The 24,950-nt window shown below is 67.5% G+C and carries 19 protein-coding genes and 1 pseudogene; 14 read left to right on the forward strand and 6 right to left on the reverse strand.

Going from position 1 to position 24,950, the window contains the following annotated elements:
* Positions 1–58 precede the first annotated feature (58 nt).
* The gene (locus ACZ5LB_RS04430; protein WP_464604912.1) at positions 59–640 is read left to right on the forward strand and encodes a redox-sensing transcriptional repressor Rex; all 582 of its coding nucleotides are present in this window, start codon (positions 59–61) and stop codon (positions 638–640) included.
* Here the strand turns inward: ACZ5LB_RS04430 and ACZ5LB_RS04435 are convergent.
* From ACZ5LB_RS04435 to ACZ5LB_RS04445, 3 genes are read right to left on the reverse strand one after another with little or no spacing between them, the layout of a single operon-like run.
* A complete protein-coding gene (locus tag ACZ5LB_RS04435) occupies positions 630–1,517 on the reverse strand; it encodes a TIGR01777 family oxidoreductase (RefSeq protein WP_464604913.1) in 888 nt (295 codons plus the stop codon). The genes ACZ5LB_RS04430 and ACZ5LB_RS04435 overlap by 11 nt on opposite strands.
* A 50-nt stretch (positions 1,518–1,567) precedes the next feature.
* The gene (guaA, locus tag ACZ5LB_RS04440) at positions 1,568–3,097 is read right to left on the reverse strand and encodes a glutamine-hydrolyzing GMP synthase (protein WP_464604914.1); all 1,530 of its coding nucleotides are present in this window, start codon (positions 3,095–3,097) and stop codon (positions 1,568–1,570) included.
* 31 nt (positions 3,098–3,128) lie between these two features.
* Entirely contained in the window at positions 3,129–3,671 is a 543-nt protein-coding gene (locus ACZ5LB_RS04445; protein WP_464604915.1) for a hypothetical protein, read from the reverse strand.
* Between the two features lie 104 nt (positions 3,672–3,775).
* Between ACZ5LB_RS04445 and ACZ5LB_RS04450 the strand changes: the two genes are divergently transcribed.
* Both ACZ5LB_RS04450 and tdh read left to right on the forward strand, forming a co-directional pair.
* Positions 3,776–4,963 carry a glycine C-acetyltransferase gene (locus ACZ5LB_RS04450; protein WP_464604916.1) on the forward strand — a complete coding sequence of 396 codons (1,188 nt, stop codon included), beginning with the start codon at positions 3,776–3,778 and terminating at the stop codon, positions 4,961–4,963.
* 16 nt (positions 4,964–4,979) lie between these two features.
* The gene (gene tdh, locus ACZ5LB_RS04455; protein ID WP_464604917.1) at positions 4,980–6,011 is read left to right on the forward strand and encodes an L-threonine 3-dehydrogenase; all 1,032 of its coding nucleotides are present in this window, start codon (positions 4,980–4,982) and stop codon (positions 6,009–6,011) included.
* A 103-nt stretch (positions 6,012–6,114) separates the two neighbouring features.
* Here tdh and ACZ5LB_RS04460 read toward each other — a convergent pair whose 3' ends face one another.
* Positions 6,115–8,052: a serine hydrolase domain-containing protein gene (locus tag ACZ5LB_RS04460; RefSeq protein WP_464604918.1), complete on the reverse strand. Its 1,938-nt coding sequence runs from the start codon at positions 8,050–8,052 to the stop codon at positions 6,115–6,117.
* Between the two features lie 222 nt (positions 8,053–8,274).
* On the opposite strand from ACZ5LB_RS04460, the gene ACZ5LB_RS04465 reads away from it, so the two are divergent.
* The 5 genes from ACZ5LB_RS04465 to ACZ5LB_RS04485 all read left to right on the forward strand — a co-directional run bounded on the left by ACZ5LB_RS04465 (position 8,275) and on the right by ACZ5LB_RS04485 (position 16,109).
* Positions 8,275–9,507: a mandelate racemase/muconate lactonizing enzyme family protein gene (locus tag ACZ5LB_RS04465; protein WP_464604919.1), complete on the forward strand. Its 1,233-nt coding sequence runs from the start codon at positions 8,275–8,277 to the stop codon at positions 9,505–9,507.
* Positions 9,508–9,672: 165 nt separating this feature from the next.
* Entirely contained in the window at positions 9,673–12,621 is a 2,949-nt protein-coding gene (locus ACZ5LB_RS04470) for a TonB-dependent receptor (RefSeq protein ID WP_464604920.1), read from the forward strand.
* 21 nt (positions 12,622–12,642) lie between these two features.
* Positions 12,643–13,866, forward strand: a complete 1,224-nt coding sequence (locus ACZ5LB_RS04475; protein ID WP_464604921.1) for a mandelate racemase/muconate lactonizing enzyme family protein — start codon at positions 12,643–12,645, stop codon at positions 13,864–13,866.
* A gap of 5 nt (positions 13,867–13,871) precedes the next feature.
* The gene (locus ACZ5LB_RS04480) at positions 13,872–15,284 is read left to right on the forward strand and encodes a diaminopimelate decarboxylase family protein (protein WP_464606275.1); all 1,413 of its coding nucleotides are present in this window, start codon (positions 13,872–13,874) and stop codon (positions 15,282–15,284) included.
* A 33-nt stretch (positions 15,285–15,317) separates the two neighbouring features.
* Positions 15,318–16,109 (forward strand): AraC family transcriptional regulator, encoded by a 792-nt coding sequence (locus tag ACZ5LB_RS04485; protein WP_464604922.1) that lies wholly within the window; start codon positions 15,318–15,320, stop codon positions 16,107–16,109.
* On the opposite strand, the gene ACZ5LB_RS04490 is transcribed toward ACZ5LB_RS04485, so the two are convergent.
* Complete coding sequence (locus tag ACZ5LB_RS04490) at positions 16,106–16,729, reverse strand: hypothetical protein (protein WP_464604923.1); 624 nt, start codon at positions 16,727–16,729, stop codon at positions 16,106–16,108. The two genes, ACZ5LB_RS04485 and ACZ5LB_RS04490, sit on opposite strands and share 4 nt — an antisense overlap.
* A 50-nt stretch (positions 16,730–16,779) precedes the next feature.
* Between ACZ5LB_RS04490 and ACZ5LB_RS04495 the strand changes: the two genes are divergently transcribed.
* The 4 genes and pseudogenes from ACZ5LB_RS04495 to ltrA all read left to right on the forward strand — a co-directional run bounded on the left by ACZ5LB_RS04495 (position 16,780) and on the right by ltrA (position 20,964).
* Positions 16,780–17,391 (forward strand): NUDIX hydrolase, encoded by a 612-nt coding sequence (locus tag ACZ5LB_RS04495; protein ID WP_464604924.1) that lies wholly within the window; start codon positions 16,780–16,782, stop codon positions 17,389–17,391.
* A 71-nt stretch (positions 17,392–17,462) separates the two neighbouring features.
* Positions 17,463–17,960: a YajQ family cyclic di-GMP-binding protein gene (locus ACZ5LB_RS04500; protein ID WP_464604925.1), complete on the forward strand. Its 498-nt coding sequence runs from the start codon at positions 17,463–17,465 to the stop codon at positions 17,958–17,960.
* A 3-nt stretch (positions 17,961–17,963) separates the two neighbouring features.
* Complete coding sequence (locus ACZ5LB_RS04505; protein ID WP_464604926.1) at positions 17,964–18,959, forward strand: polyprenyl synthetase family protein; 996 nt, start codon at positions 17,964–17,966, stop codon at positions 18,957–18,959.
* 767 nt (positions 18,960–19,726) lie between these two features.
* Positions 19,727–20,964: pseudogene (ltrA, locus tag ACZ5LB_RS04510) on the forward strand (group II intron reverse transcriptase/maturase).
* 768 nt (positions 20,965–21,732) lie between these two features.
* Here ltrA and ACZ5LB_RS04515 read toward each other — a convergent pair.
* Positions 21,733–23,277 carry a type IV pilus twitching motility protein PilT gene (locus ACZ5LB_RS04515; protein WP_464604927.1) on the reverse strand — a complete coding sequence of 515 codons (1,545 nt, stop codon included), beginning with the start codon at positions 23,275–23,277 and terminating at the stop codon, positions 21,733–21,735.
* Between the two features lie 114 nt (positions 23,278–23,391).
* On the opposite strand from ACZ5LB_RS04515, the gene sucC reads away from it, so the two are divergent.
* Both sucC and ACZ5LB_RS04525 read left to right on the forward strand, forming a co-directional pair.
* Complete coding sequence (sucC, locus tag ACZ5LB_RS04520; protein ID WP_464604928.1) at positions 23,392–24,549, forward strand: ADP-forming succinate--CoA ligase subunit beta; 1,158 nt, start codon at positions 23,392–23,394, stop codon at positions 24,547–24,549.
* On the forward strand, positions 24,546–24,944 hold the full coding sequence (locus ACZ5LB_RS04525; RefSeq protein WP_464604929.1) for a hypothetical protein: 399 nt from the start codon (positions 24,546–24,548) through the stop codon (positions 24,942–24,944). The genes sucC and ACZ5LB_RS04525 overlap by 4 nt, the downstream gene beginning before the upstream one ends.
* Positions 24,945–24,950: the final 6 nt, after the last annotated feature.

The raw sequence follows: 24,950 nt of genomic DNA on the forward strand, positions 1-24,950 counted from the left end.
GGCGGCTTCCGCGGTACCCAACCCTACCTTGCGTCGGTTACCGAAGTATTACCATTACTTGAAGCGCATACAGGGCGAGGGCCAGGAGATCATTTCCGCCACCCAGATGGCCGAGGACTTGGGCATCCACCACACCCAGGTGCGCAAGGACCTGGCGGCCACCGGCAGCCAGGGCAAGCCCAAGGTGGGCCACCGCGTGGCCGACCTGCTGGCGTCCATCGAGACCTTCCTGAACTGGAACTCCGCCTCCGACGCCTGCCTCGTGGGGACGGGCAACCTCGGGTCGGCCCTCCTGGGCTACCCGGGCTTCGACAAGGCCGGCATCCGCATCACCGCCGCCTTCGACGCGCACCCCTCCAAGGTGGGCAAGAAGATCCACGGCGTGCCGGTGTATTCCGTGGACAAGCTGGAGGAGGTGATCCGCCGTCTCCACATCAGCATCGGCATCCTCACCATCCCCGCCGATCGCGCCCAGCACGTGGCCGACGTGATGGTCCAGGGCGGCATCCGGGCCGTGTGGAACTTCGCCCCCATCACCCTGGACGTCCCGGACGACATCATCGTGGAGAACGTGGAGCTCTACGCCAGCCTGGCCATCTTCAGCCGGAAGCTCTCGGAGCGGAGCCGCCTTAAGGGATAAGGTCGGCGAGGGCGTCCTCCACCCGCTCGAAGCGGAAGGAAAACCCCAGCTCCTGGGCCTTCCGGGGGTAGACGAAGGCCCCTTCCAGGAGCATCTCCCGGCCCATTTCGCCCAGCAGGATCCCCAGGGCGGCGCGGGTCACCGGGGCGGGAACCGGCAGCATGGGGCGGTGGAGGCGGCGCGCCAGGGCGCGGGTGAAGGTCTCGTTGGTCACGGGGCGGGGGGCGGTGGCGTTCACGGCCCCGGCGTAGGCCGGGTTCGAGGCGGCCTCGCGGATGAGGCGCACCAGGTCGTCCACGTGGATCCAGCTGATGCCCTGCTGGCCGCCGCCGAGGCGGGTGCCCTGGAACATGCGCACGGGAAAGGCCATCTTCGGGAGGGCGCCCCCGTCCCGGGCCAGGACGACCCCCAGGCGCAGCCGCACCACCCGGATTCCCGGAGGGGCGGCGTCCGCCGCGGCCTCCCACTGGCGGCACACCTTGGCCAGGAAGCCCCGGCCGGGGCCGCGGTCCTCGAGGATGGGGCGCCCGTCCATGGGGCCGTAGAAGCCCACGGCGCTGGCGTTCACCAGCACGGGGGGCGGGGAGGGCAGGGCGGCCAGGGCCGCCACGATGCGGCCCGTGGCCTCCACCCGGCTGCGGAGGATGGCCTCCTTGCGCGCGGCGGTCCAGCGCTTGTCGGCGATGCCCTCGCCGGCGAGGTTCACCACGGCGTCGGCCCCCTCCAGGGCCCGGGGCAGGTCGTCCCAGGAATACCCCGCGTCCGCCCTGCGGCTGAGAATGCGCACCTCCACCCCGTCCCGGGCGAGGGCCTCCGCCAGGTGCCTGCCCACCAGACCCGTGCCACCGGCCACCACCACGCGCTTCAATTCCGTCATCGACGCCCTCCCTGGAAATGGGATGCCGCCGGAGGGTCCTGCGCTCCCGGCTATTCGTACTCGATCGTCGCGGGTGGCTTGCTGGTGATGTCGAAGACCACCCGGTTGATGCCCTTGACCTCGTTGACGATGCGCTGGGCCACCTTTTCCAGGAGGTCGTGGGGCAGGCGCGCCCAGTCGGCGGTCATGAAGTCCTCGCTGGTCACGGCCCGCAGGGCGCACATGTTCTCGTAGGTCCGTTCGTCGCCCATGATGCCCACGGTCTGCACCGGCAGCAGCACCGCGAAGCACTGGGAGGTGTTGCGGTACCAGCCGCTGGCCTTGAGCTCCTCGATGAAGATGGCGTCGGCCTCCTGGAGGATGGCCACCCGCTGGGCGGTGACGCAGCCGGGGATTCGCACGGCGAGGCCGGGCCCCGGGAAGGGATGCCGCCAGACCATGTCCTCGGGCAGGCCCAGGGCCAGGCCCGCGCGGCGCACCTCGTCCTTGAAGAGCTCCCTCAGGGGCTCCACCAGCCGGAGCTTCATGACGTCCGGGAGGCCGCCCACGTTGTGGTGGGATTTCACCAGCACCGCCCCGCCCACGCCCGAACTCTCGATGACGTCGGGATAGAGCGTGCCCTGGGCCAGGAAGTCGGCCTGGACGGTCCCGGCCTCCCGGTCGAACACCTCGATGAAGGTCCGTCCGATGATCTTGCGCTTCTGCTCGGGGTCGCTCACGCCCTCCAGGGCGCCCAGGAAGGCTTCGCGGGCGTCCACCCACTTCACGGTCATGTCGAAGGGCGCGAAGGCCTCCTGCACCTGGGCCATCTCGTCCTTGCGCATGACGCCGGTGTCCACGAACACGCAGGTGAGCTGCTTGCCGATGGCCTTGTGGAGTAGCACCGCGGCCACGCTGGAATCCACCCCGCCCGAGAGGCCCAGGACCACGCGGCCCGCGCCCACCTGCTCGCGGATGGCCCGGGTCTTCTCCTCGATGAACTGGCCCGTGTTCCAGTCCAGCTTCATGTCGCAGACGTGGAGGAAGTTCATCAGCACCTTGGAGCCGTGCTGGGTGTGCGTCACTTCAGGGTGGAACTGGATGCAGTGGATGCGCCGGGCCCGGTCCTCCATGGCCGCCACCGGGACGCCCGCCGTGCTGCTGGTGATGGTGAAGCCCTCGGGGGCCTTCTCCACGTGGTCCCCGTGGCTCATCCACACCTGCAGCTCGTCCTCCAGTCCCCGGAAGAGGACGCTTTCCCGGTCCAGGACGCGGATGGAGGCCTTGCCGTACTCCCTGCGGCTGGAGCGGTGGATGACGCCGCCAAGGTTGCGGGCCAGGAGCTGCTGGCCGTAGCAGATGCCCAGGATGGGCACCCCCAGCGCCAGGATGGCCGGGTCCAGGTCCGGGGCGCCGGCTTCCATGACCGAGTTGGGGCCGCCGGAGAGGATCACCCCCTTGAGGTCGGGTCCGCCGATCTCCTGGGCCGTGGCGCCCGGTCCGTAGACCAGCCCGAAGGCCCCCAGGTCGCGCAGGCGGCGCGTGATCAGGCGCGTGTACTGGGACCCGAAATCGAGGATGGCGATGCGTTCATGGTGCATGGGGGCCCCTAAAATTTGATGATACCAGAGGCTACCGTGCCTTCTTAAGGGTCTCGTCGGTGCCCTGCAGCACCCAGCTCCGCCCTTCCTTCCGGTAGGAGGCGTGGCGCTCCTTGGTCTCCCCGGGCCGGACGCCGGGGTGGAGCGTCTGGAAGAGCCCGAACCAGGCCGTGGGCCGGGTAAGGCGCACCTGGTAGGTGACCCGGGCGGAGTCGCGCATGTATTCGATCCTCAGGGCGCGGACGAACTCGGCCTCGGCGGCGGGGAGCTCGTAGCCCTTGGGGGAGAGCCGCAGGTCCCGGGGGGCCGATGCGCCCGGCTTGAAGGCGAAGGACTCCCGGTCCCCTTCCGCCTTGCGGGTCACGGCGAAAGCGCCCTTGGCGGCCAGGGCCTCCTGCAGGGCCACGAGCCTGGCGTGGTCAGGCGAGCCCTTGATGGCCGAGACGGACTCGGGGACGGTCACCACGATCTGCACGGGGTAGTCCTTCCGGATGTCGCCTTCGGCCTCCCGGCGGGAAAGCTTGGCCGAACCGCAGGCCAGAAAGGTGACCAGGACGGGTAGTGCGATCAGCATGCGCATCGGGAGGGCCCTCTGGCCAATTCTAGTGGGGCCAGGAGTACGTGACTAGTCTCACGAACTCCCCGTCCTATAATGGCCGAGCCGAAAAGGGGTCCAACGTGAACAAGCGCTTTCTCGAACATCTCACCCAGGAAACCCGCGCCCTGCGGGAGCAGGGGCTCTACAAGAACGAGCGGGTGATGACCAGCCCCCAGGGGCCCTGGGTGGAGGCCAACGGGAAGAAGGTGATCAACCTCTGCGCCAACAACTACCTGGGCCTGGCCAACCACCCGGCCCTGGTGGAGGCCGCCAAGGCGGGCCTGGACCGGCGCGGCTTCGGCCTTTCCAGCGTGCGCTTCATCTGCGGCACCCAGGACATCCACAAGGAGCTGGAGGCCCAGATCAGCGACTTCCTGGGCATGGAGGACACCCAGCTCTACTCCAGCTGCTTCGACGCCAACGGCGGCGTCTTCGAGCCCCTCCTGGGCGAGGAGGACGCCATCATCTCCGACGCCCTCAATCACGCGTCCCTGATCGACGGCATCCGCCTGTGCAAGGCCCAGCGCTTCCGCTACGCCAACAACGACATGGCCGACCTGGAAGCCCGGCTCCGGGAGGCCTCGGGAGCCCGGTTCAAGCTGGTGGTCACCGACGGCGTGTTCAGCATGGACGGCTACCTGGCCAACCTTCCCGCCATCTGCGACCTGGCCGAGAAGCACGGCGCCATGGTGATGGTGGACGACAGCCACGCCGTGGGCTTCGTGGGCGCCAAGGGCCGGGGCACGCACGAACACCACGGGGTCATGGGCCGGGTGGACATCCTCACCGGCACCCTGGGCAAGGCCCTGGGCGGGGCCTCGGGCGGCTACGTCTCGTCCTCCAAGGAAGTCATCGACTGGCTGCGCCAGAAGTCCCGGCCCTACCTCTTCTCCAACACCCTCGCCCCGTCCATCACCGCCACCAGCCTCGCGGTCCTGGGCCTGCTCAAGGAGGGCGACGGCCTCCGCAGCCAGCTGCGGGCCAACGCGCTGCACTTCCGCACGGAAATGGGCAAGCTGGGCTTCAAGCTCCTGCCCGGCGAGCACCCCATCATCCCCGTGATGTTCTACGACGCCCCCCTGGCCCAGGCCTTCGCTTCCCGGCTCCTGGAGGAGGGCGTCTACGTCACCGGATTCTTCTTCCCCGTGGTGCCCAAGGGCCAGGCCCGCATCCGCACCCAGATGTCGGCCGGCCACAGCCGGGAGGACCTGGACGTGGCCATCGCCGCCTTCGCCAAGGTCGGGCGCGAGCTGGGCGTCATCAAGTAGCTTACGGAGGCATTCCATGAAGGCATTGGTCAAGAGCAGGCGGGAACCGGGACTGTGGATGGAAGACGTCCCCATGCCGGAGATCGGCCCCAACGACGTGCTGATCCGCATCCACAAGTCCGCCATCTGCGGCACGGACATGCACATCTGGAACTGGGACGCCTGGAGCCAGAAGACCATCCCCGTGCCCATGCACGTGGGCCACGAGTACGTGGGCATCATCGAGAAGGTGGGTGACGAGGTCGAGGGCTACAAGGTGGGCGACCGGGTCTCGGGCGAGGGCCACATCGTCTGCGGCCACTGCCGCAACTGCCGCGCCGGGAAGCGCCACCTCTGCCCCAACACCCGGGGCGTCGGGGTGAACCGCCCGGGCTCCTTCGCCGAGTACCTGTCCCTGCCGGCCACCAATCTGTTCAAGGTGCCCGACGGCATCTCCGACGACCTGGCCTCCATCTTCGATCCCTACGGCAACGCCGCCCACACCGCCCTGTCCTTCGACATGGTGGGCGAGGACGTGCTGATCACCGGCGCCGGCCCCATCGGCATCATGGCCGTGGCCATCGCCAAGCACGTGGGCGCCCGCAACGTCGTCATCACCGACGTGAACCCCTACCGCCTGGACCTGGCCCGCAGGATGGGCGCCACCCGGGCCGTGGACGTCTCCCGGGAGAAGCTGGCGGACGTGGAGAAGGAACTGGGCATGACCGAAGGCTTCGACGTGGGCATGGAGATGAGCGGCAACGGCGCGGCCTTCCGCGGCATGATCGACTCCATGGCCAACGGCGGCCGCATCGCCATGCTCGGCATCCTGGGCGAGGACGTGGCCGTGGATTGGGGCCAGGTGATCTTCAAGGGCCTGTTCCTGAAGGGCATCTACGGCCGGGAGATGTTCGAGACCTGGTACAAGATGGCCGCCATGATCCAGGGCGGCCTGGACATCAGCCCCATCATCACCCACCACTTCCCCATCGACCGGTTCCGCGAGGGGTTCGAGGTCATGGGCAGCGGGAAGTCCGGCAAGGTCATCCTGGACTGGGGCGTCCAGTAGGGACAGCCCCTCCATTCCGGATTTCCGGCGTCCTCCGCTCCTCCCTCGCTGCTGTCGCGGGGAGGGGCGGGGGCGGTGTCCGGGTGCCTGTCGCCGCCGGTCTTCAGTAGTTGAGGCCAAGCTTCAGCAGGTGCAGGCCGAGGGCGAGCAGTGACGCCAGGACGCAGGCCACCGCGAGGGCGGCGCTGTTGGCCTTGCGCCACCAGCCGCTGGGTTCCTTCCAGGCGAGGACCGCATTCCCGATGGCCGCCACCGCCCCGGCCAGGGAGACCAGCCCGAGGATCTGGAACAGCCACTGGAGGGCATCCGCGAAGACCAGATGGTGCTCGCCCATGGACTGGAGCCAGTAGGCGAACCCTCCGGCGCACGCCAGGTTCGTGAGCGCCGCCATGCGGCTGGCCCGGTACCAGGCCAGGGCCCGCGGGGAGAGTCCGGACGGCTTCCCGCACCGCCAGCGGACCAGGGCCGCCAGGGGCCAAAGCGCCAGGGCGGCGAGGAGCACGGCCAGCGTGAAGGCCAGCACCCCCTTGCTGCCGAGGAAGGACTGCCAGGCGGTCGCGGGGAAGAAGATCATGATGGGCGAGTAGGGTTCGATGGCCATGTGCTGGACCTTGCCGCCTTCCACCACGAAGATCAGCCGGTCCTGCCCTTGGAGGTCCTGCCATACGAAGGGCGCCACCTCCCGGAACTGCCGGGGCCTGCCCGTCAGCAGGTCCTTCCACACCAGGTCGCCCTGGGCGTCCTGGCTGAATTCCTGCATGCCCAGGAACCGCAGAGCATAGAGGAAACTGCTTTCGGGATTCCGGCTGCACCAATAGTTCCCCGCCACCAGCGCCCCATGCTCGCGCGCGGTGGGCAGCGCCACCGGCGCGGGGGCCGGGGCCATGGGGAAGTAGCGGTCGAGGAAACCGTCCTCGATGGCCTGCCGGAGGCGGTAGGCGGTCCGGTCCTGGCCGACCCCGTCGATGGACAGGTAGAGCCCCACCTTCTGTCGGGGGAGCAGGATCAGTTCGCTGTGGAAGAACATCGTGTCCCCGCCGTGGGCGATGATGGTCTGCCCGTTGCGGTCCTGGCGGTAGAAGCCCAGCGCCATGGGGTGGGCCCCCGGCGTGCAGGCCAGTTCGAATTCATGCATCATCCGCACCGTGGCCGGGCTGAGGATCTGGGTGTCGTTGAAGCGGCCTTCGTTGAGGTGGGCGATCATGAAGCGGCCCATGTCGTCCGCGGATGCGGACAAGCTTCCGGCCGGAGCCATGGAGATGAGTTCGAAGTATTTGGGGGGCTCCGAGGCCAACTGGTAGGTGGTGGCCATGTGGCTCTTGAAACGGTCCGGAAGGGGCTGGACGAAGGTGCTGTGCTCCATGCCCAGGGGACGGAAGATGTTCTTCTCCACGTAGGCCTCGAAGGGCATGCCGCTCACCCGCTCCACCAGGTACCCGGCGACCGAGGCGCCGTAGTTCGAATAAGCGGGCACCTTGCCGGGCGCGTAGACCCGTCGGGGGACCCAGCGCTTCAGGGTCGCGCCGTTGCTCATGAAATCAGTCTGGTCCGGGATGATGAGGCCCCGGATGCACTCCTCGAAGCCCGCCGTGTGGGTCATGAGGTTGCGCAGGGTGACGGGGCGGCCTTCCCGGTCCGGGATGCGGTAGTCAAGGTAGGTGTTGACATCCTTGTCCAGGTCCAGCTTCCCTTGCTCGACCAGCTGCATCACCGCCGTCCAGGTGAGCAGCTTGGACACCGACCCGGGCCGGAACAGGGTGGTTGCAGGATCCACGGGTTTCCCGGAGGCGATGTCCGCGGAGCCGTAGCCGCGGCTCACCAGGATCCGGCCGTCCTTGACCACCGTGACCACGGCGCTGGCCACGTCCGCGGACGGGATTCCGTAGCTGAGCAGCCCGTCCAGCCATGCCTGGGCATCCTGGGCCGTCAGGGCGGGCGGGGCGGCCGGCGCGGGCCGGGGCGTTTCCGCCTGTGCGAGCAGGGTGGCCAACCCCATCAGGAGCAGGCCGGGAAGGTTGGAAAGGCGGGAAAGCATGGACATGGGGCATCTCCCTGGGGATCAGGCCAGTCCCCGGTTCACGGGGTTCGCGGTGGCGTTCATGGCTGGAATTGTCCTGACATTATGACGCGGCCGCTTGGTTCCGATCGCGCCGCCCCTTGTCAATTCCGACCAATAGGCGGGATTTCGCAGGTTCCGCAGGGCTTCCCGCCAAGCGCCACCGGTGGGCCATCACGGAACATGGTGCCCTGCGGAGGGCGGGATATGATCTGTTCCAGGATGGAGTTTCTGAAGATGTTCGGCATGGGAAGCATGGCCTGGGCGGTGGCCCAGCCGTCCCTCCCCACCCGGGCCGCCGGAGGTGGCGGGGCGCTGCCCGAAGCCCGGGCCCAGGCGGCCAGGCTGCGGATCCGGGACGTGGAGATCTACCCCTACGAACTGAGGATGAAGGAACCGTTCACGGTCGCCTTCGAGACCTTCGACCGCTCCAAGGGCGTCCTGATCCGGATCCGCACCGACGCGGGCCTCACGGGGCTTGGGGAAGCCAGTCCGCTGCTCAAGGTGACAGGCGACACCCAGGCCACGGCGGTTCACGCGGCCCGGCAGATCCGGGATCTGCTCATCGGCAAGGATCCCCTGGCCATCGAGCGAACCCTCGGACTCATCGGCGTCCATCTCCACTCGAATCCCGCCATCGTCGCCGCCTTCGACATGGCCCTGTGGGATCTCCTCGGCAAGGCGGCGGGACTGCCGGTGTACCGCCTCCTTGGCGGCGACACGGCCACCTTCGAAACGGACCTGACCATCGGCCTGGAAACCCCCGAGGCCATGGCCGCGAACGCCCGGGCGGCCCTGGCGCAGGGGTTCCGGACCCTGAAGATCAAGCTCGGCCAGGAACCCGCGGCGGACCTCGCCCGGCTCCGGGCGATCCGGGAGGCCGTGGGCGGCGTGGTGACCCTGCGCGTCGACGCCAACCAGGGCTACACCGTGCCCCAGGCCCGGTATGCCCTGCAGCACATGGAGCGGTTCAACCTCCAGTGCTGCGAACAGCCGCTGGACCAGAAGGACCTGGAGGGCATGCGGTACCTTCGCACCGTCAGCCCGGTTCCGCTCATGGCCGACGAGTCCCTCTTCTCGCCCGCCGACGCGCTCCGGCTCCTGAGGGAGGAGGCCTGCGACTTCTTCAACATCAAGCTCATGAAATGCGGAGGCATCACCAACGCCCTGAAGATCGCCTGGATCGCCGAGGCCGGGGGCGTGCCCTGCATGGTGGGGTGCATGCTGGAAAGCCGCCTCGGCCTCACGGCGGCGGCCCATGTGCACGGTGCCAGGCGGGGCATCACCATGGCCGACCTGGACAGCCATTTTGACTTTTCCGTGGACCCCATCCTCGGGGGCATCCAGGTCGCGCAAGGCCTCGTGACCCTGCCCGGAGAGCCCGGCCTGGGAGCCGAGCTCGACCCGGCCTTCCTCCGGCAACTGGAACGCGTTCGCTGACGCTGGACCCACCGGTTGTATGAAATTCACAGGAAAACACGGGCGGTGGACCAAGCGGAAGGCCTCGTTTCCTCTGATGATTGGTAGAACCCAATCCCTTATTTGAATTGATGTTCCCCCCTTGCTCGCCGTTCCCGCGGCGAACGCTTTCCAGGAGCTTCGATCATGAGCCGATCACTTCCTAGGGTAGGCGTCCTCACGCTGATCCTCGCCGCCTCCGGTCCGGCGGTCTTTTCCCAGAGCATGACCACCGGCGCCATTTCGGGGATCCTGCGTGGCCCGGACGGTTCGCCCGTGGCCGGGGCGGTGGTGACGGTCTCCAGCAACCAGGTGAGGCGCTCCACCGTGTCCCAGGCCAACGGAACCTATCACTTCGGCCTTCTGAACCCGGGCGATTGGGTGCTGGAGGTCACCAAGCCCGGCTTCGTGAGGTTCCAGACCCGGTTGTCCGTGGTCACCAACAACGACCAGACGGTCAACGTGAAGCTGGGCGTGATGAAGGAGATGGTCGTCGAGGTGGTGGAGACCGGCGGCACCGTGGACTTCACCAGCACCACCCAGGGCCTGAACCTGGACCGGAAGACCATCGATTCCCTTCCCAAGACCCGCAATTTCAATTCGCTGGCGCTCCTGGCCCCGGGCTCCTCCACGGACTACAGCCCGGGCGTGATGGGGGTGTCGGGGGTGAACATCAGTGGCGCCTCCGCCGCCGAGAACCAGTTCGTGATCGACGGGATGAACACCAACGACTACCGGTTCGGCACCCAGAGCTCCGGCCTCAAGACCGATTTCATCGAGCAGGTCGAGGTGCAGACCGGCGGTTTCCGGCCCGAGTACTCCGCCCTGGGCGGGGTGGTCAACGTGGTGACGAAATCGGGCACCAATGCGAGGCGGGGAAGCGCCTGGATGACCTGGGATCCGGGCGGAAGCCAGGCGGTGGCCAAGGGCAACGAATTCGTGAAGCAGGAACCGCCGCGGTCCCGCACCGACTTCGGGTTCGAACTGGGCGGGCCGGTCATCAAGGAGAAGCTCTTCTACTTCGCCGGGGTGGATTCGGAATCCTCCAAGGGCCAGCGGCCCCTTCCCAACGACGATCCGGGGCTCGTGGGCGGCCGGCCCACCCTGGATCGGCTGCAGGCCCTGGGCAAGATCAACTGGTTCGCCACCCAGGACATCCAGTTCACCTTCGCGGCGTCCACCGACGTCACCAAGGCCAACCAGGATCCCATCTACCAGGGGGGCGGAACCCTGAACCAGGGCCTGGACCAGCGGGACACCGTGACCAACCTCAGCCTCAGCTTCGACTGGACCATCTCCCCGACCCTCCTCCTCTCCGCCAAGGTGGGTTCCGTGAAGATCTCCACCGACTACGACTATGCGGCCGAGTCGGTCCAGCCCACCCAGGCGGTTTGGGACTACTTCTACTACATCGGGGGACCGGGCGCGGCGACGCACCCCGAACTGGCGGGCAAGGTCGCACGATACAGCGGAGGCCGGGGCGTCGTGAACACCGCCCCCACCGACAGCACCAGCAGCCAGGCCCGCATCGATCTGTCCTGGCTGTGGAACCAGCATTCCTTCAAGTTCGGTTTCAGCCAGATCGACGCCACGGTGCACAACGGACAGACCACCACCGGGCCCCTCAACCCCCTGAGCGAGAACGGCCGGTACCCGCTCCTGTACTACATCCTCCCCAACGACTGGCCCATGCTCGACCTGGTGGAACTGCACAGCCAGACAACGGGGAAGTCCAGGTATTCGGCCTTCTATGCCCAGGACATCTGGGAGGCCATGCCCGGCCTGCGGTTGATGTACGGGGCCCGCATGGAATCCCAGAGCGTCCGGCAGGTGGGCGGTCCGGACATCCTTTCCTTCAAGGGGAAGGACTACATCCAGCCGCGGCTCGGCCTCACCTGGGATCCGGCCAACGACGGCAGGACCAAGTTCTCTGCGAGCTATGCCGTGTACTACGAGGCCATGCCGAGCTTCATCGCCGTGGCCCTCGCGGGGGACCAGACCTTCACCCAGCGCATCTACGGGTACTTCGGGCCCAGTTCCGCCTTCGCATACAACGACGGCCACCCGGTCATCCTCGACCCCAATGGCTACGACCTCATGCAGGACTCCAGCGGCCAGACCAAGTCGGCCCCCGTCGCGGACGGGATCAAGCTGCCCAAGCGCACGGAGTGGATTCTCGGCTTCGACAAGGACCTGTCCCGGGGCTGGTGGCTGGGGCTGCATGCGAAGTACCGCAAGCTCACGGACCCCATCGAGATCTCGGCCCTCGCCGACGCGGCGGGCAACTACTACGATTCCGGGGTCGCCAGCGCCTTCATCGGAGGCAGCCCCGTGCAGTGGCCCGGCCAGGGCATCCTCTGGAATCCCGGACCGACGGCTTCCTGGACGGCCCGCACGGATCCCAGCAGCCTGAACAGCGGCCGGAAGATCACGGTCAATGACACCCTCTATCCGAAGATGTACAACGAGTACAAGTCCGTGGACGTCTCCCTGTCGAAGCGCTCCGACCGCGATGCCCTGCAGTTCAGCTATACCTGGTCCCGCCTGAGCGGCAACTACCAGGGGGTGAGCTACAGCGCCAGCCCCAGCACCACCTCCGCGGGCTTCGCGAACATCGGCCAGGCCTACAACAGCGCCTTCATGGTCGGCACGGGCCTGCTCGTCGGGGACAGGACGCACGCCTTCAAGCTCCAGGCCTCCCACCGCTTCACGGTGGCGGGCAACGACCTCAACGTCGGCCTCAACGGCGACGCCTCCAGCGGCGTGCCCATCACCCACTTCGACAACCACGGCGATTTCACCGGGGCCGGCGCCGCTTCCCCCGTGGATGGGCGCCTGGGCCAGTTCGGCCGAACCCCCTGGATCACCCATTTCGATCTGCACCTGGACTACCAGGTGAACCTGCCCATGGGCCTCAAGGCGACCCCCTTCCTGGATTGCTTCAACCTTTTCAACACCCGGAAGACCACGTACGTCTACGAGACGGCCACCCAGGCCTTCACCGGCGATCCCGGCGACCCGGACCCGAAGCTCGAGCAGCCCAGGGCCTGGGTCCAGGGCCGGCGCTACACCCTGGGCGTGAAGATCCAGTTCTGAGTCTCCTTTCCGAGGTATGACATGCCATTCACGCGCAACGAGTTCCTGAAGACCCTGGGCGCAGGGGCCCTGGCCGTGGCCGGCGGCGGCCTGGCCCTTCCCGCCGCCACCGCCTCCCGGGCCCTCACGGACGCCCGGAAGGTCACGGGGCGGATGAAGATCAGGGACGTGGAAATCTACTGTTTCGACCTGAAGTTCATCCAGCCCTTCAAGATCGCCTTTGACGTCATCGAGGGCACCCAGGGGGTCCTGGTCCGGATCCTCACGGATTCCGGACTGGTGGGCCTGGGCGAGTCCAGCCCCCTCCAGTCGGTCACGGGCGACAACCAGGCCACCAACCTCGATGTGGCCCGCCACCTGCGGGACCTGCTCAAGGGCCGGGACCCCCTGGCCATCGAGGGCGCCCAGAAGGTATTCGGCGGCTATCTCCATTCGAACCCGAGCATCATCGCGGCCTTCGACATGGCCCTCTACGACCTGCTCGGCAAGGCCGCGGGGCTCCCCCTGTTCCGGCTGCTGGGCGGCGACAAGACGACCTTCGAGACCGATTGGACCACGGGACTGGGCACCCCGGAGAGGATGGCCCAGGAGGTGCGCGACCATCTCGCCAAGGGCTACCGGATCCACAAGGTCAAGCTGGGGACGGAACCGGACGCGGACGTCGCCAGGCTCCAGGCCATCCGGGACGCGGTGGGCTACGACTGCACCCTCCGCGTGGACGCCAACCAGGGGTATTCCGTCCCCCAGGCCGTGCAGGCCCTGAGGCGCATGGAGAAGTTCAATATCCAGTGCTGCGAGCAGCCCCTGGCGGCCTCGGACCTGGAGGGCCTTCGCCACGTGCGCGATGCCAGCCCTATCCCGATCATGGCGGACGAGGCCCTCTTCTCCCCCCACGACGCCCTCGCGCTGATCCGCGCCCAGGCCTGCGACTACTTCAACATCAAGCTCATGAAATCCGGCGGCATCAGCAACGCGCTCCGGATTTCCTGGATCGCCGAGGCCGCGGGCATCCCCTGCATGGTGGGGTGCATGGCCGAAAGCCGTCTCGGCCTGACTGCCGCGGCCCAGGTGCACGCCGCCCGCCACAACATCACCTTCGCCGATCTCGACGCCTTCCTGGAATTCGGGGAGGATCCGGTCGTGGACGGCATGACGGTGCGCAACGGCGTCGTCACCCTGCCGGAGAAACCCGGGCTGGGCGCCGACATCGACCCGGCGTTCCTGAAACGGATGAAGCGGGTTTGACCCCCGTGGACCTGGATGGGACGCTCGCGCATGCCGCCGAAGGGTGGCGGGAGGCCTACGGCCTGCCGCTCCACATCACCTTCCTGCCCGTGGTGCAGGACAACCTGCGGGGCTTCGCCGAGGTTTTCCGGGACGCGTACCCCAGAGGCTCGATCCGGTACGCCGTGAAGGCCTCGGGCCATCCGGCGCTGCTGGCCGCCGTGGCGCAGGGCGGGGCAGGGGCCGACGCCGCCTCGCCCTTCGAGGTGCGCTGCGCCCTGGAGGCCGGGGTTCCCGCCCAGGCCGTGAACGTCAACGGAAACGGCAAGGAGGACGCCCTCATCCGGGAGGCCGTGGCCGGGGACATGCTCCTGGTGGCCGACTCCGTGGAGGAACTGGTCCAGGCGGAGGCCGTGGCCCGCGGCCAGGGGTGCCGGGGCCGCGTGCTCCTGCGCCTCTCGGGGTTCGACCTTGGGGAGGTGACCGGGGCCCGGATCCTCACGGGCGGCACCTGGTCGAAGTTCGGCATTCCCATCGGCGAGATCCCGGATCTGCTGGGGGGCCTCGCCGCTTTTCCCTCCCTCCGCATCCTGGGTTTCCATGCCCACATCGGCTCCCAGCTGACGCGCCCGGAACCCTACCTCGCGGTGCTGGGACGCATGGTGGAACTGGGCCTGGCGCTGAGGGCCCGCACGGGGAGCTGCCCCATCCTGAACCTGGGGGGCGGCTTCCCCGTCAACTACCTGGACCGCCCGGCCTGGGACGCCCTGCGCCGGCGCCTCGCCGCCCGGGACGGCTTCGGCTGGAACGGGACCACGGGCGGCCTGCGCGTGGGCGCCGACGGCGTCCTGGATACCTCCCGCTGGCACGGGACCGCCTTCCACAGCCCCTGGCCCAAGGCGGCGATGCTGAAGGCGATCCTTCAGGGCCGGGTCCAGGTGGAGGGCCGGGCCCTGGGCGCCCGCGAAGCGCTGGCGTCCCTTGGGGAGCCGGAACTGATGGTGGAGCCGGGGCGCAGCATCGTGGAGGACGCGGGGATCACCCTGTGCACGGTGGCCCAGGTGCGGCGGGTGGCCTCCGTCCACAACCTCGTGACCGTGGAAATGGGCATCACGAGCCATGCGGACGCCCTCCTGGAAGGGGGGGCCAACCGGTGGCAGCTCCTGGGGGGCGCGGCCGAGTCCGAACCCTTCGAGACCTTCATCGCCGGCAACCTCTGCTTCTCCGGCGACCTGCTCACGCCGTTCAAGACGAGCCTGCACCGTCGCCCACGCCGGGGCGACACCCTGGTCCTCCGGGACACCGGTGCCTATTCTGGCCATTTCCTGGCCAGCAACGCCAATGCGTTTCCACGCCCGGCCCGGATCCTGGCGGAGGGGGACGGGAGGATCACCGTCATGAAGCTCCGGGATCGATTCCAGGACCTCTTCAGCCAATAGGGCTACCATCAGATTATGAATCTCTCGGACACCTTGAACCCAGGCCGGCCCAGCCCGGCGCCCCCGAACCGGGGGGGGCCGCCGTTCGCCCCCCCCGATGTCTCGGCCCTGTTCGCCGGCCAATCCGCCATCGAGGAGCTCTTCGACCAGCAGCCCAACACGGTCTTCGCGATCAAGGACCTCAAGGGCCGGTACGTGGGGGTCAACCAGGCCCTGGTGGCCCGGGTGGGCCTCAAGAACAAGTCCGAGCTCTACGGCCGGAGCGTCTGGGACATCTACCCCAAGGAACTGGCGGCGATCTTCGAGGCCCAGGATCAGCTCGTCATGGAATCTGGAAAATCATTCATAAACCACCTGGAGCTGGATTGGTACTCCTTCCGGCGGCCGGGGTGGTGCCTCATGACGAAGATCCCCGTGATGGACCAGGGGCGGAGGATCGTCGGACTGGTGGCCACCAGCCGTGTCCTTCTGGCTCCGGGCGAACACGTGGAGATCCCCCCGACTCTGGCCGAGGCCCTCAACCACCTGGAGAGCCACTTCGACGAGCCCATCTCCCCGCTGAACCTCTCGGCGCGCTGCGGCATCCCCCCGGTGCGTTTCGCCCGGCTCATCAAGCGCATCTTCCGGGTCACCCCCAGCCAGCTCATCAACCAGGTGCGCCTCACCGAGGCCACCCGCCAGCTGCGGGACACGGACCTGAACATCGCCGAGATCGCCCAGAACTGCGGCTTCTACGATCACAGCGCCCTGACCCGCGCCTTCCGTTCGGTCACGGGGGTCACACCGTCCCACATGCGGGGCATCTCGAAGCGGATGAGGTCCTAGCGCACCGGCTGGGGGGTGGGGATGGGCGGGGGGGCGCTGCCCTTGTACCACTCGCCGTTCACCACGTAGGTGTCGGCGGCCAGGTCGTCGCCGCCCACCTGCATGTCCACGCCCAGGGACACCAGGATGTAGCCGTCAAGCTTGGTGCCGAACACCTGGGCGACGCGGCCCTTGCGGTCCTTGACGTCCATGATCGGCACGGTCACGTAGGGCCGGTAGAGGAAGGGGTGCTTCCACGGGGTCTCGGGCATCTGGTCCAGGTACTCGGGCACCAGGGAGGCCAGGAACCGCGGGTATTCGCCGTGGTTGCCCTTGTAGCGCGTGAGGGCGTCGGCGATGCGCTTCATGGTGCCGTGGAGCTGCCGGGTGCGGTCCCGCAGGTCCTGGCGGAGCAGGGCCTCCAGGGTGTAGAGGTCCTTGGTGGCCTGCTGGCCCTTGGGGGACTCCGGATACTGGGAGGCCAACTGCTTCATGAGGCTCTGGGCCTCCTGGTTCCGTCCCTGCCGGTTGAGTTCGATGGCTTCCTCATAGAGCTTTTCCGGCAGCCGGGGGTCTTCCGAACTGCAGCCGGTGAGCAGCGCCACCGCCAGGGCCAGGAACGACGCTCGTGGGTAGTCCATGGCGGAACCATAGCACCTTCGGCGGGCGGAATGAAGATTAGACTGGTCCCATGCGCCTGATCGCCCAGCACTCCCCCGGTTTCGATCCCACCCGCCCCTGGCTGGACAAGGTTGTCGAGTCCAAAGGCGAGACGCGTCTGTTCCAGCACATGCTCGTCCACCGCGCGTCGCCCCACACCGGCCGGGAGCATGGCTTCACGCGGCTGCTGTGCCCGGACTGGGTGAACGTGGTGGCCTTCACCCGGGAGGGAGAACTGCTCCTGGTGGAGCAGTTCCGCCACGGGATCGGGGCCAGCACCCTGGAGGTGGTGGGGGGCGTGTGCGACCCCGGCGAGGACCCGGCCACCTCCGGGCGCCGGGAGCTGCTGGAGGAGACCGGCCACGTCCCGGACCGGTGGATCGGCCTGGGCAGCTGTTCTCCCAACCCCGCCATCCAGGACAACCGGTGCCACTTCTACCTGGCCCTGGGCTGCCGCCCCGAGGCCGCGCTGGACCTGGATCCCTCCGAGGAGCTGCGGGTCTGGGCCGTGCCCTGGAAGGAGGCCGAGGCGATGCTGAAGGACGGCCGCATCGACCACGCGCTGGTGCAGGTGGCCCTGCTGCGCATGTTCCTGTGGGAGGGCTGGGAGGACCTCCGGAAGGACCTGGGCCTGGGCGGATGATGCCCATGCCGGTTCTGCCCGGCTCCTAAATTGTCACGGGGATGCTACATTGGAGGATCGCGGAGGGGTTGATGGCCAGTGATTGTTCGTTCGACGTTGTCTCCAAGGTGGACATGGACGAGGTGAAGAACGCCGTCACGCAGGCCATGAAGGAGATCGGCCAGCGCTTCGATTTCAAGGGATCCATCTCCAAGATCGACCTGAAGGACGAAGGGGTGCTCACCCTCACCAGCGACGACGAGGTGCGCCTCAAGGCCGTGGTGGACGTGCTCCAGAGCAAGCTGGTCAAGCGCGGCGTGAGCATCCGGGCCATGGAATTCGGCAAGGTGGAGCCCGCCAGCAAGGGCACCTGCCGCCAGGAGGTCAAGATCCTCCAGGGCATCCCCTCCGAGAAGGCCAAGGGCCTGGTGAAGGTCCTCAAGGACGCCAAGGTCAAGGTGCAGGCCTCCATCCAGGGCGACCAGCTGCGGGTCTCGGGCAAGAACAAGGACGACCTGCAGGACGCCATCGCCCTGCTCAAGAAGAACGACCAGGGGCTCGACCTCCAGTTCACGAACTACCGGAACTGAACGATGGCCCGCATCGACCTGCTGCGCTATTTCCTTCCCATCTCGGGCAAGCTGGCCGAGGTGGAGGAGGAGTTGCAGCGCAAGCTCACCTCCGAGGTCGCCGTGATCGGCAGGCTCGCCGCCCACGTGGGCTCGGGCAAGGGCAAGCGCCTGCGGCCGGCCCTGGTGCTGCTGGGAAGCCGGCTGTGCGGGGTGGACTCCAGCGAAGACGTGCGGTTCGGCGTGGTCTTCGAGCTGGTGCACACGGCCACGCTCATCCACGACGACGTCATCGACCACGCCCAGACCCGCCGGGCCAAGCCGACCCTCAATTCCCTCTGGGGAAACACCCTCACGGTGCTCTTCGGGGACCTGCTCTACCTGCATTCCATGTCCTCGGCCATCGCCGGCAGGTCGTTCCGAATGCTGGAGATCATGGCTGACGTCACCACGCGCATGATCGAGGGCGAGCTCATCCAGAACGACTGCCTGTTCAACCTGGAAACCACCCGCAAGGACTATTTCGACATCCAGGAGCGCAAGACGGCGCTGCTGTTCGCGGGCTGCACCGAGACCGGCGCCGTGCTGGCCGGGCGCCCCGAGGCCGACTGCGAGGCCCTGCGCCGCTACGGCCTGGAGATCGGCAGGGCCTTCCAGCTGGTGGACGACCTCCTGGACTACACGTCCACCGAGGCGGAAATGGGCAAGCCGGTCTTTTCCGACCTGCGGGAGGGGAAGCTGACCCTCCCCATGCTCACGCTGCTGGAGCGGGCCCCGCGGGAGGCGGGCCCGGTCATCGCCCGCATCTGGGAGAACGGCGAGAAGGTCCCCATCACCCCCGCCGACGAGAAGGCCCTGCGCGACCTCCTGGAGCGCCACGACGCCCTCAGCGAGACGCGGGAACTGGCCCGCCGCGCCTCCGGGGCCGCCACCGCCGCGCTGGCGGGGGTGGACGGGCACGAGGGCACCAAGCGCCTGCTGCTGGACATCCCGGACATCCTCCTGGCGCGAAGCAACTAGTAGCCCGATCGAAATAGCGGAACCTTCCTAGCCCGGTTTGAGGTTTCGGTTTGTTCGGGTAAAGGACCCGTACGGTGCGCCAGGCAAAGCTTGGGCGAGGAGGACGGATGACCTAATCACCTGAAACCTCGCAATGGGACCCGATGGGTAGCCAACCCCATCTGGCAAAGCTGGCCAGCAGCCAGAAGCGAGTCTTGCGTGGTGGTGGGGTGACCCACCCTTCGAAGCGTAGACAGCGAGCGTATAGGCCGTGTGATCGAGCCTCGAAAGTCTTATTACCGTGGGAGCCGACGTTTTCGTACGAACGGAAGGCCGCACCTTAGAGCCGCAACGGCCTGGCTCAAAGGTCCCGCCGGGGTCGCAGAGCAGGGCATGTCCGCAGGGGGTCCCCCAGGAACCTGGGAGGCCCTGTCGTTTCCGCCTGGACCCGTGGTTGGGGACGCCACGATCCAAACAACCCTGGCCTGGACGGGGGGCACCGACCCGATCAGGAGCGAACAACCGGATGCGAAGGCGGTACCGCCAGCCGGAACCAAATGACGGCGGCGGGAAGGGCGGCAGGGAGTCGGAGCAGCTCGTAGTAGCGATGAAGGTGGGGAACCGTTCCGAGGGACCCGCTGGAGCCAAGGGGCTGCCAGATCACGGAATCGTCGGAGGGAAAGACCATGGGAATATCGACTCCCAGCTCGGTCTGCACGAAACAACAACGGATAGCGGAACTGTCCCGGCAAATGCCGGAGGCGGCAATTCGCAGCTTGTCCCACCACATGGACATCGAATGGCTTCAGGAAGCCTACCGGCAAACCCGTAAGGACGGGGCAGTAGGGGTGGATGGCCAAACAGCCCAGGAATACGCGGAGAATCTGGAGGCAAATCTCCAATCCCTGCTGAACCGAGCCAAAGCCGGCGACCCCTACAAGGCCCCTCCGGTGCGAAGGGTATACATCCCCAAAGCGGATGGAACCCAGCGTCCTCTGGGCATCCCCACCTTCGAGGACAAGGTCCTCCAGAGGGCGGTGGTCATGCTCCTGGAACCCCTCTATGAGCAGGACTTTCTGGACTGCTCGTATGGATTCCGGCCCGGGAGGTCGGCGCACCAGGCACTGCAGGCGATCTGGCAGCAGACGATGAACCTGGGCGGTGGGTGGCTGCTAGACGTGGATATCCGGCAGTATTTCGACACGCTGGACCACGGCTGCCTGCGGGAAATCCTGGACAAGCGGATGCGGGACGGAGTGGTAAAGCGTCTGATCGGCAAATGGCTGAAGGCGGGGGTTCTCGACCAAGGATGCATCACGCACCCGGAAACGGGCACTCCCCAGGGGGTGTGATCTCCCCGACCCTGGCCAACATCTACCTCCACGAAGTGCTGGACGTATGGTTCGAGCGGGAAGTGAAGCCCCGTCTGCGGGGTCAAGCCTTTCTGGTCCGCTACGCGGACGACTTCGTGATGGGCTTTGCCCTTGAGGAAGATGCCCGGCGAGTCCTGGAGGTGCTGCCGAAGCGCTTCGAAAGGTTCGGACTGAGGATCCACCCGGACAAGACCCGGCTGGTGGAGTTCCGGAAACCGAAGGAACCGCGGGACCCCGGAGGGGGACCCGGCAACTTCGACTTCCTGGGATTCACCCATTACTGGGGCAAGTCCCTCAAGGGGGCTTGGGTGGTGAAGCGGAAGACCTCGAAGAAACGGTTCAGCCGCGCCATCAAGGCCACAGGGGACTGGCTGAAGAAGAACCGGCATAACCGGCTCTCGGACCAGCACAAGACCCTGCGCCAGAAGCTAATTGGACACTACAACTACTACGGGATTACGGGGAACTTCAGATCCATCAGGAACTTCGCTCGGGAGGTGAGTCACCTCTGGAAGAAGTGGCTGGGCCGAAGATCCCAAAGGGCAGTCCTGACCTGGGAGGCCATGGAGAAGGTGTTGAAGCGGTTCCCGCTCCCGCCCCCAAGGCTGAAGCGGACAGTGACGCTCATGCCCGCAGCTACTCACGTGATCTGAGGAGCCGGATGCCTTAATCGGGCACGTCCGGATCTGAGGGGGGCCTGGGGCGGCAACGCCCCGGGCCTACCCGACCCGAGCACGCCGAGGCGCAGAGTTGCGCAGAGGTGGCTTCGCATCCTTGGCGCCGACCCATGCCGCCCAGGCCCTGCCCGCTTTCGCGGGCCGCGCCGTGACCGGCGCGCGGCAGGGGACGCTGGCCCTTCCGCATGCGAGCCTGTGGCGGGCCAGCGCCCCCTGCCTTGAACGGGCCTGGGCTCAGCAATCGGATCAGATGTCAGGTCGGGGGGCCTTCCTAGGGGTCGAGGGACCCTCCCGGAAGGGGTCTGGCACGCAAGAAACGACCTTGCGTTCCTCGAACGTCATCTCCAGGGCACCGCCTTTCTGCATGACCTCCTCCAGAACCCGAAACGCCTCGGAAGTCTGATAGCTCGGGGTATTCGAAAAAGCTCAGGCCATTCCTGGCGGGATGCACTTGCCTCGCCGGTTTCCGGGATCCGGCGCATCAAGCCCAGGCCCGTCAAAGGCAGGGGGCGCTGGCCCGCCACAGGCTCGCATGCGGAAGGGCCTGCGCCCCCTGCCGCGCGCCGGTAACGGCGCGGCCCGCGATAGCGGGCAGGGCCTGGGCGGCATGGGTCGGCGCCGAGAATGCGAAGCTACCTCTGCGCAACTCTGCGCCTCGGCGTGCTCGGCGTACGTGTTCTTTACTCGAATATTTCTCAACATTCCATTTGGGCGAATTGGTTCCACAAATCCAATGGCCCTACACTACCCCTGCTGCGCCTCGTGCGCGCGCAGGTCCCACTCGATGCCCGCGCGCTTCAGTGCGTTCATGTAAGATTCCTTGTCCGGGCACTTGAGGTAGCCTTCCTTGGCCTCCACCTGCTTGGCCAGGATCAGCTCCACCAGCGCGTCGTTCATGAGCTTCTGGCCGTAGGCGCGGCCCGTCTGCATGGCGCTGGGGATCTGGAAGTTCTTTCCCTCCCGGATGAGATTGGAAATGGCCGGCGTGATGAAGAGCGTCTCCAGGGCGGCGATGCGGCCCCCGCCCATGCGCTTGAGGAGGGCCTGGCTGATGACGCACTTCAGCGCGTCGGCCAGCATCACCCGGATCTGCTGCTGGCGGTCCGCGGGGAACTGGTCCACGATGCGGTCCACGGTGCCGATGGCGCTGGAGGTGTGCAGGGTGCCGAAGACCAGGTGGCCGGTGATGGCCGTCTCCAGGGCGATGGAGATGGTCTCCAGGTCGCGCATCTCGCCCACCATGACGATGTCGGGGTCCTCGCGCAGGGCGGCCCTCAGGCCGGACTTGAACGACTCGGTGTGGGTGCCCACCTCCCGCTGGTTCACCAGGCACCGCTTGCGGGGATGCACGAACTCGATGGGGTCCTCGATGGTGAGGATGTGGTCGTCGCGCTGCTGGTTGGCGAGGTCGATGATGGCGGCCAGGGTGGTGGACTTGCCCGAGCCGGTGGGCCCCGTGACGAGCACCAGGCCCTTGTTGAGGGCCGCCAGGCGCCGCACGGGGTCGGGCAGGCCCAGCTTGTCCGGGTCGGGGATCTCGTTGGGGATGACCCGGCACACCAGGCCGGGCCCCACCCTGTCCATGAAGTAGTTCACCCGCAGCCGGCAGCCCCCGGCCTCGAAGGGGTAGGCGAAGTCGGCGTCGTGCTTGTCGTTGAACTGGCGCCAGGCGGCCTCCGGTGCCAGGGACTCCATCATCTCCATGAGCTGGGTGGGCCCCAGGATCCCGAAGTCCGTGAGGTCCTCCAGGTCCCCGTGCACCCGGACGATGGGCGCCTCGAAGGAGCTGAGGTGGAGGTCGGAGCCCTTGCGCTCCAGGAGGGCCCGGAACAGAGATTCGGCCAGGGGGTGGGTGCTGTTGGCGGGCTGGGCGCGGGTTCCGGCGGCCGGATCCGGCGCGGGTTTCGCGGGCGGGAGGGAGATGGTCGCGGCCGCAGGCGCCGGGTTCGTGCGCCGGGGCAGGGGCTGGGTCTCCGTGGCGGCGCCCCGGGAGGGCTCCGCGGTGATGCGGGTGCCCTGGGGCCCGCGGCTCACCAGAACGCGATACAGCTCCCCGCCGGCCTCGTGGTCGAAGAAGGCTTCGCCGGTGGCGGCGAGGCCGGCCTCCTTGGCGGTGGGCACCACCTCCTTGGCCAGGGCCTCGACCATGGTCGGGGGCAGGGGGTTGGCCAGGAGCGGCATTTCCACCCCCCCGGACAGCTCCAGGACGGGCGGGGCGTTGGGCTCCAGGCGAAGCCGGAGGCCGCCCCGCGGGGTGATGTGGGCCAGAAGTCGGTCCAACTGGGGCATGGCGGGCTCCAAGGGGGGACACCTCCAGTCTATCCGCCGGACTCGTTGATACAAAGACCCAGGATCCGGCTACACTATGCGCTCCGCGACCCGCGCCACGCTCCAGGAGACCTGATGAACATCCACGAATACCAGGCCAAGGAACTACTCAGGCAGTACGGCGTTGCCACGCCGGGGGGCCGGGTTGCCCGGGACGCGGCGGAGGCGGCCGCCATCGCCACCGGGATGGGCGGCAAGGCCGTCGTGAAGGCGCAGATCCACGCCGGCGGCCGCGGAAAGGGCGGCGGCGTCAAGTTCGCGAAGACCCCCGAGGAGGCCGCCGAACTCTTCTCGAAGATGAACGGGATGAATCTGGTCACCAAGCAGACCGGGGCTGAGGGCCGCACGGTGCGCACCGTCTTCCTCTCCGACCCCGTGGACATCGCCCGGGAGCTGTACCTGAGCTTCCTTGTGGACCGCGCCACCGGGAGGGTCACGGCCCTGGCCTCCACCGAGGGCGGCGTGGAGATCGAGGAGGTCGCCGAGCACACCCCCGAGAAGATCGTGAGGATCGCCGTGGATCCCGCCCTGGGCCTCACCGGCCACCAGGCCCGGGAGCTGGCCTTCGCGCTGGGCCTGGAAGGCGAAAGCTGGAAGAAGGGCGCCGCGTTCTTCCAGAACCTCTACCGCCTGTTCGTGGAGAAGGACTGCTCCATGGTCGAGATCAACCCGCTGGTGGTCACGGTCCAGGGCGAGGTCTGCGCGCTGGACGCCAAGATCGCCTTCGACGACAACGCGCTGTTCCGCCACCCGGAGATCCTGGCCTACCGCGACCTCAACGAGGAGGCCCATGCGGAGATCGAGGCCTCGAAGTTCGGCCTGAACTTCATCAAGCTCGACGGCAGCATCGGCTGCATGGTCAACGGCGCGGGCCTGGCCATGGCCACCATGGACATCATTCAGTACCACGGTTCGAGTCCGGCCAACTTCCTGGACGTGGGGGGCGGCGCCTCCGAGGAGGCGGTGAAGAACGCCTTCCGCATCATCCTCCAGGATCCGGGCGTCAAGGCCGTGCTGGTCAACATCTTCGGCGGCATCATGCGCTGCGACATCGTCGCGGCGGGCGTGGTGAAGGCGGCCAAGGACATCGGCGTGACGATCCCGGTGGTGGTGCGCCTGGAAGGCACCAACGTGGAGGAGGGCAAGCGCATCCTCTCCGAAAGCGGCCTGCGCATCGAAGTGGCCGCCAATCTCGACGACGCGGCGCGCAAGGTCGTGGCCTCCATCCGATGACGGCCGCCGACCCCAAGGCCGAGTACGAGGCCAAATGGGCCGAGTACCAGTCCGTCATGCACCGGGGAGCCTGGCGCATCGGATGGGGCTTCTTCTACGTCACCGTGGGCTTCCTGCCCATGATGTGGCTCTTCATCTGGATCGTGGGGGCGGGCAACTGGGAGAAGACGACCTTCCACGCCCCGCTCCTCATGTGGATCGCCGTGCCGCTCAACCTGGCGGTGGTGGTGGCCCTCGTGCTGCAGCTGTACCGCAGGAACCTGGAGCTCGACGCCGTCAAGCGCCGGTACCTCACCGAGCTCCGCGCCCTCAAATCGAGGCTGCCGGACCCCCGCATCTCCCCGTCCCGGCCCCAGGCGGGGCCGGATCCCGACTCCTTCCGCGACGACGCCTGAACCCCT

The sequence above is a fragment of the Mesoterricola sp. MK458 genome (assembly GCF_055384935.1).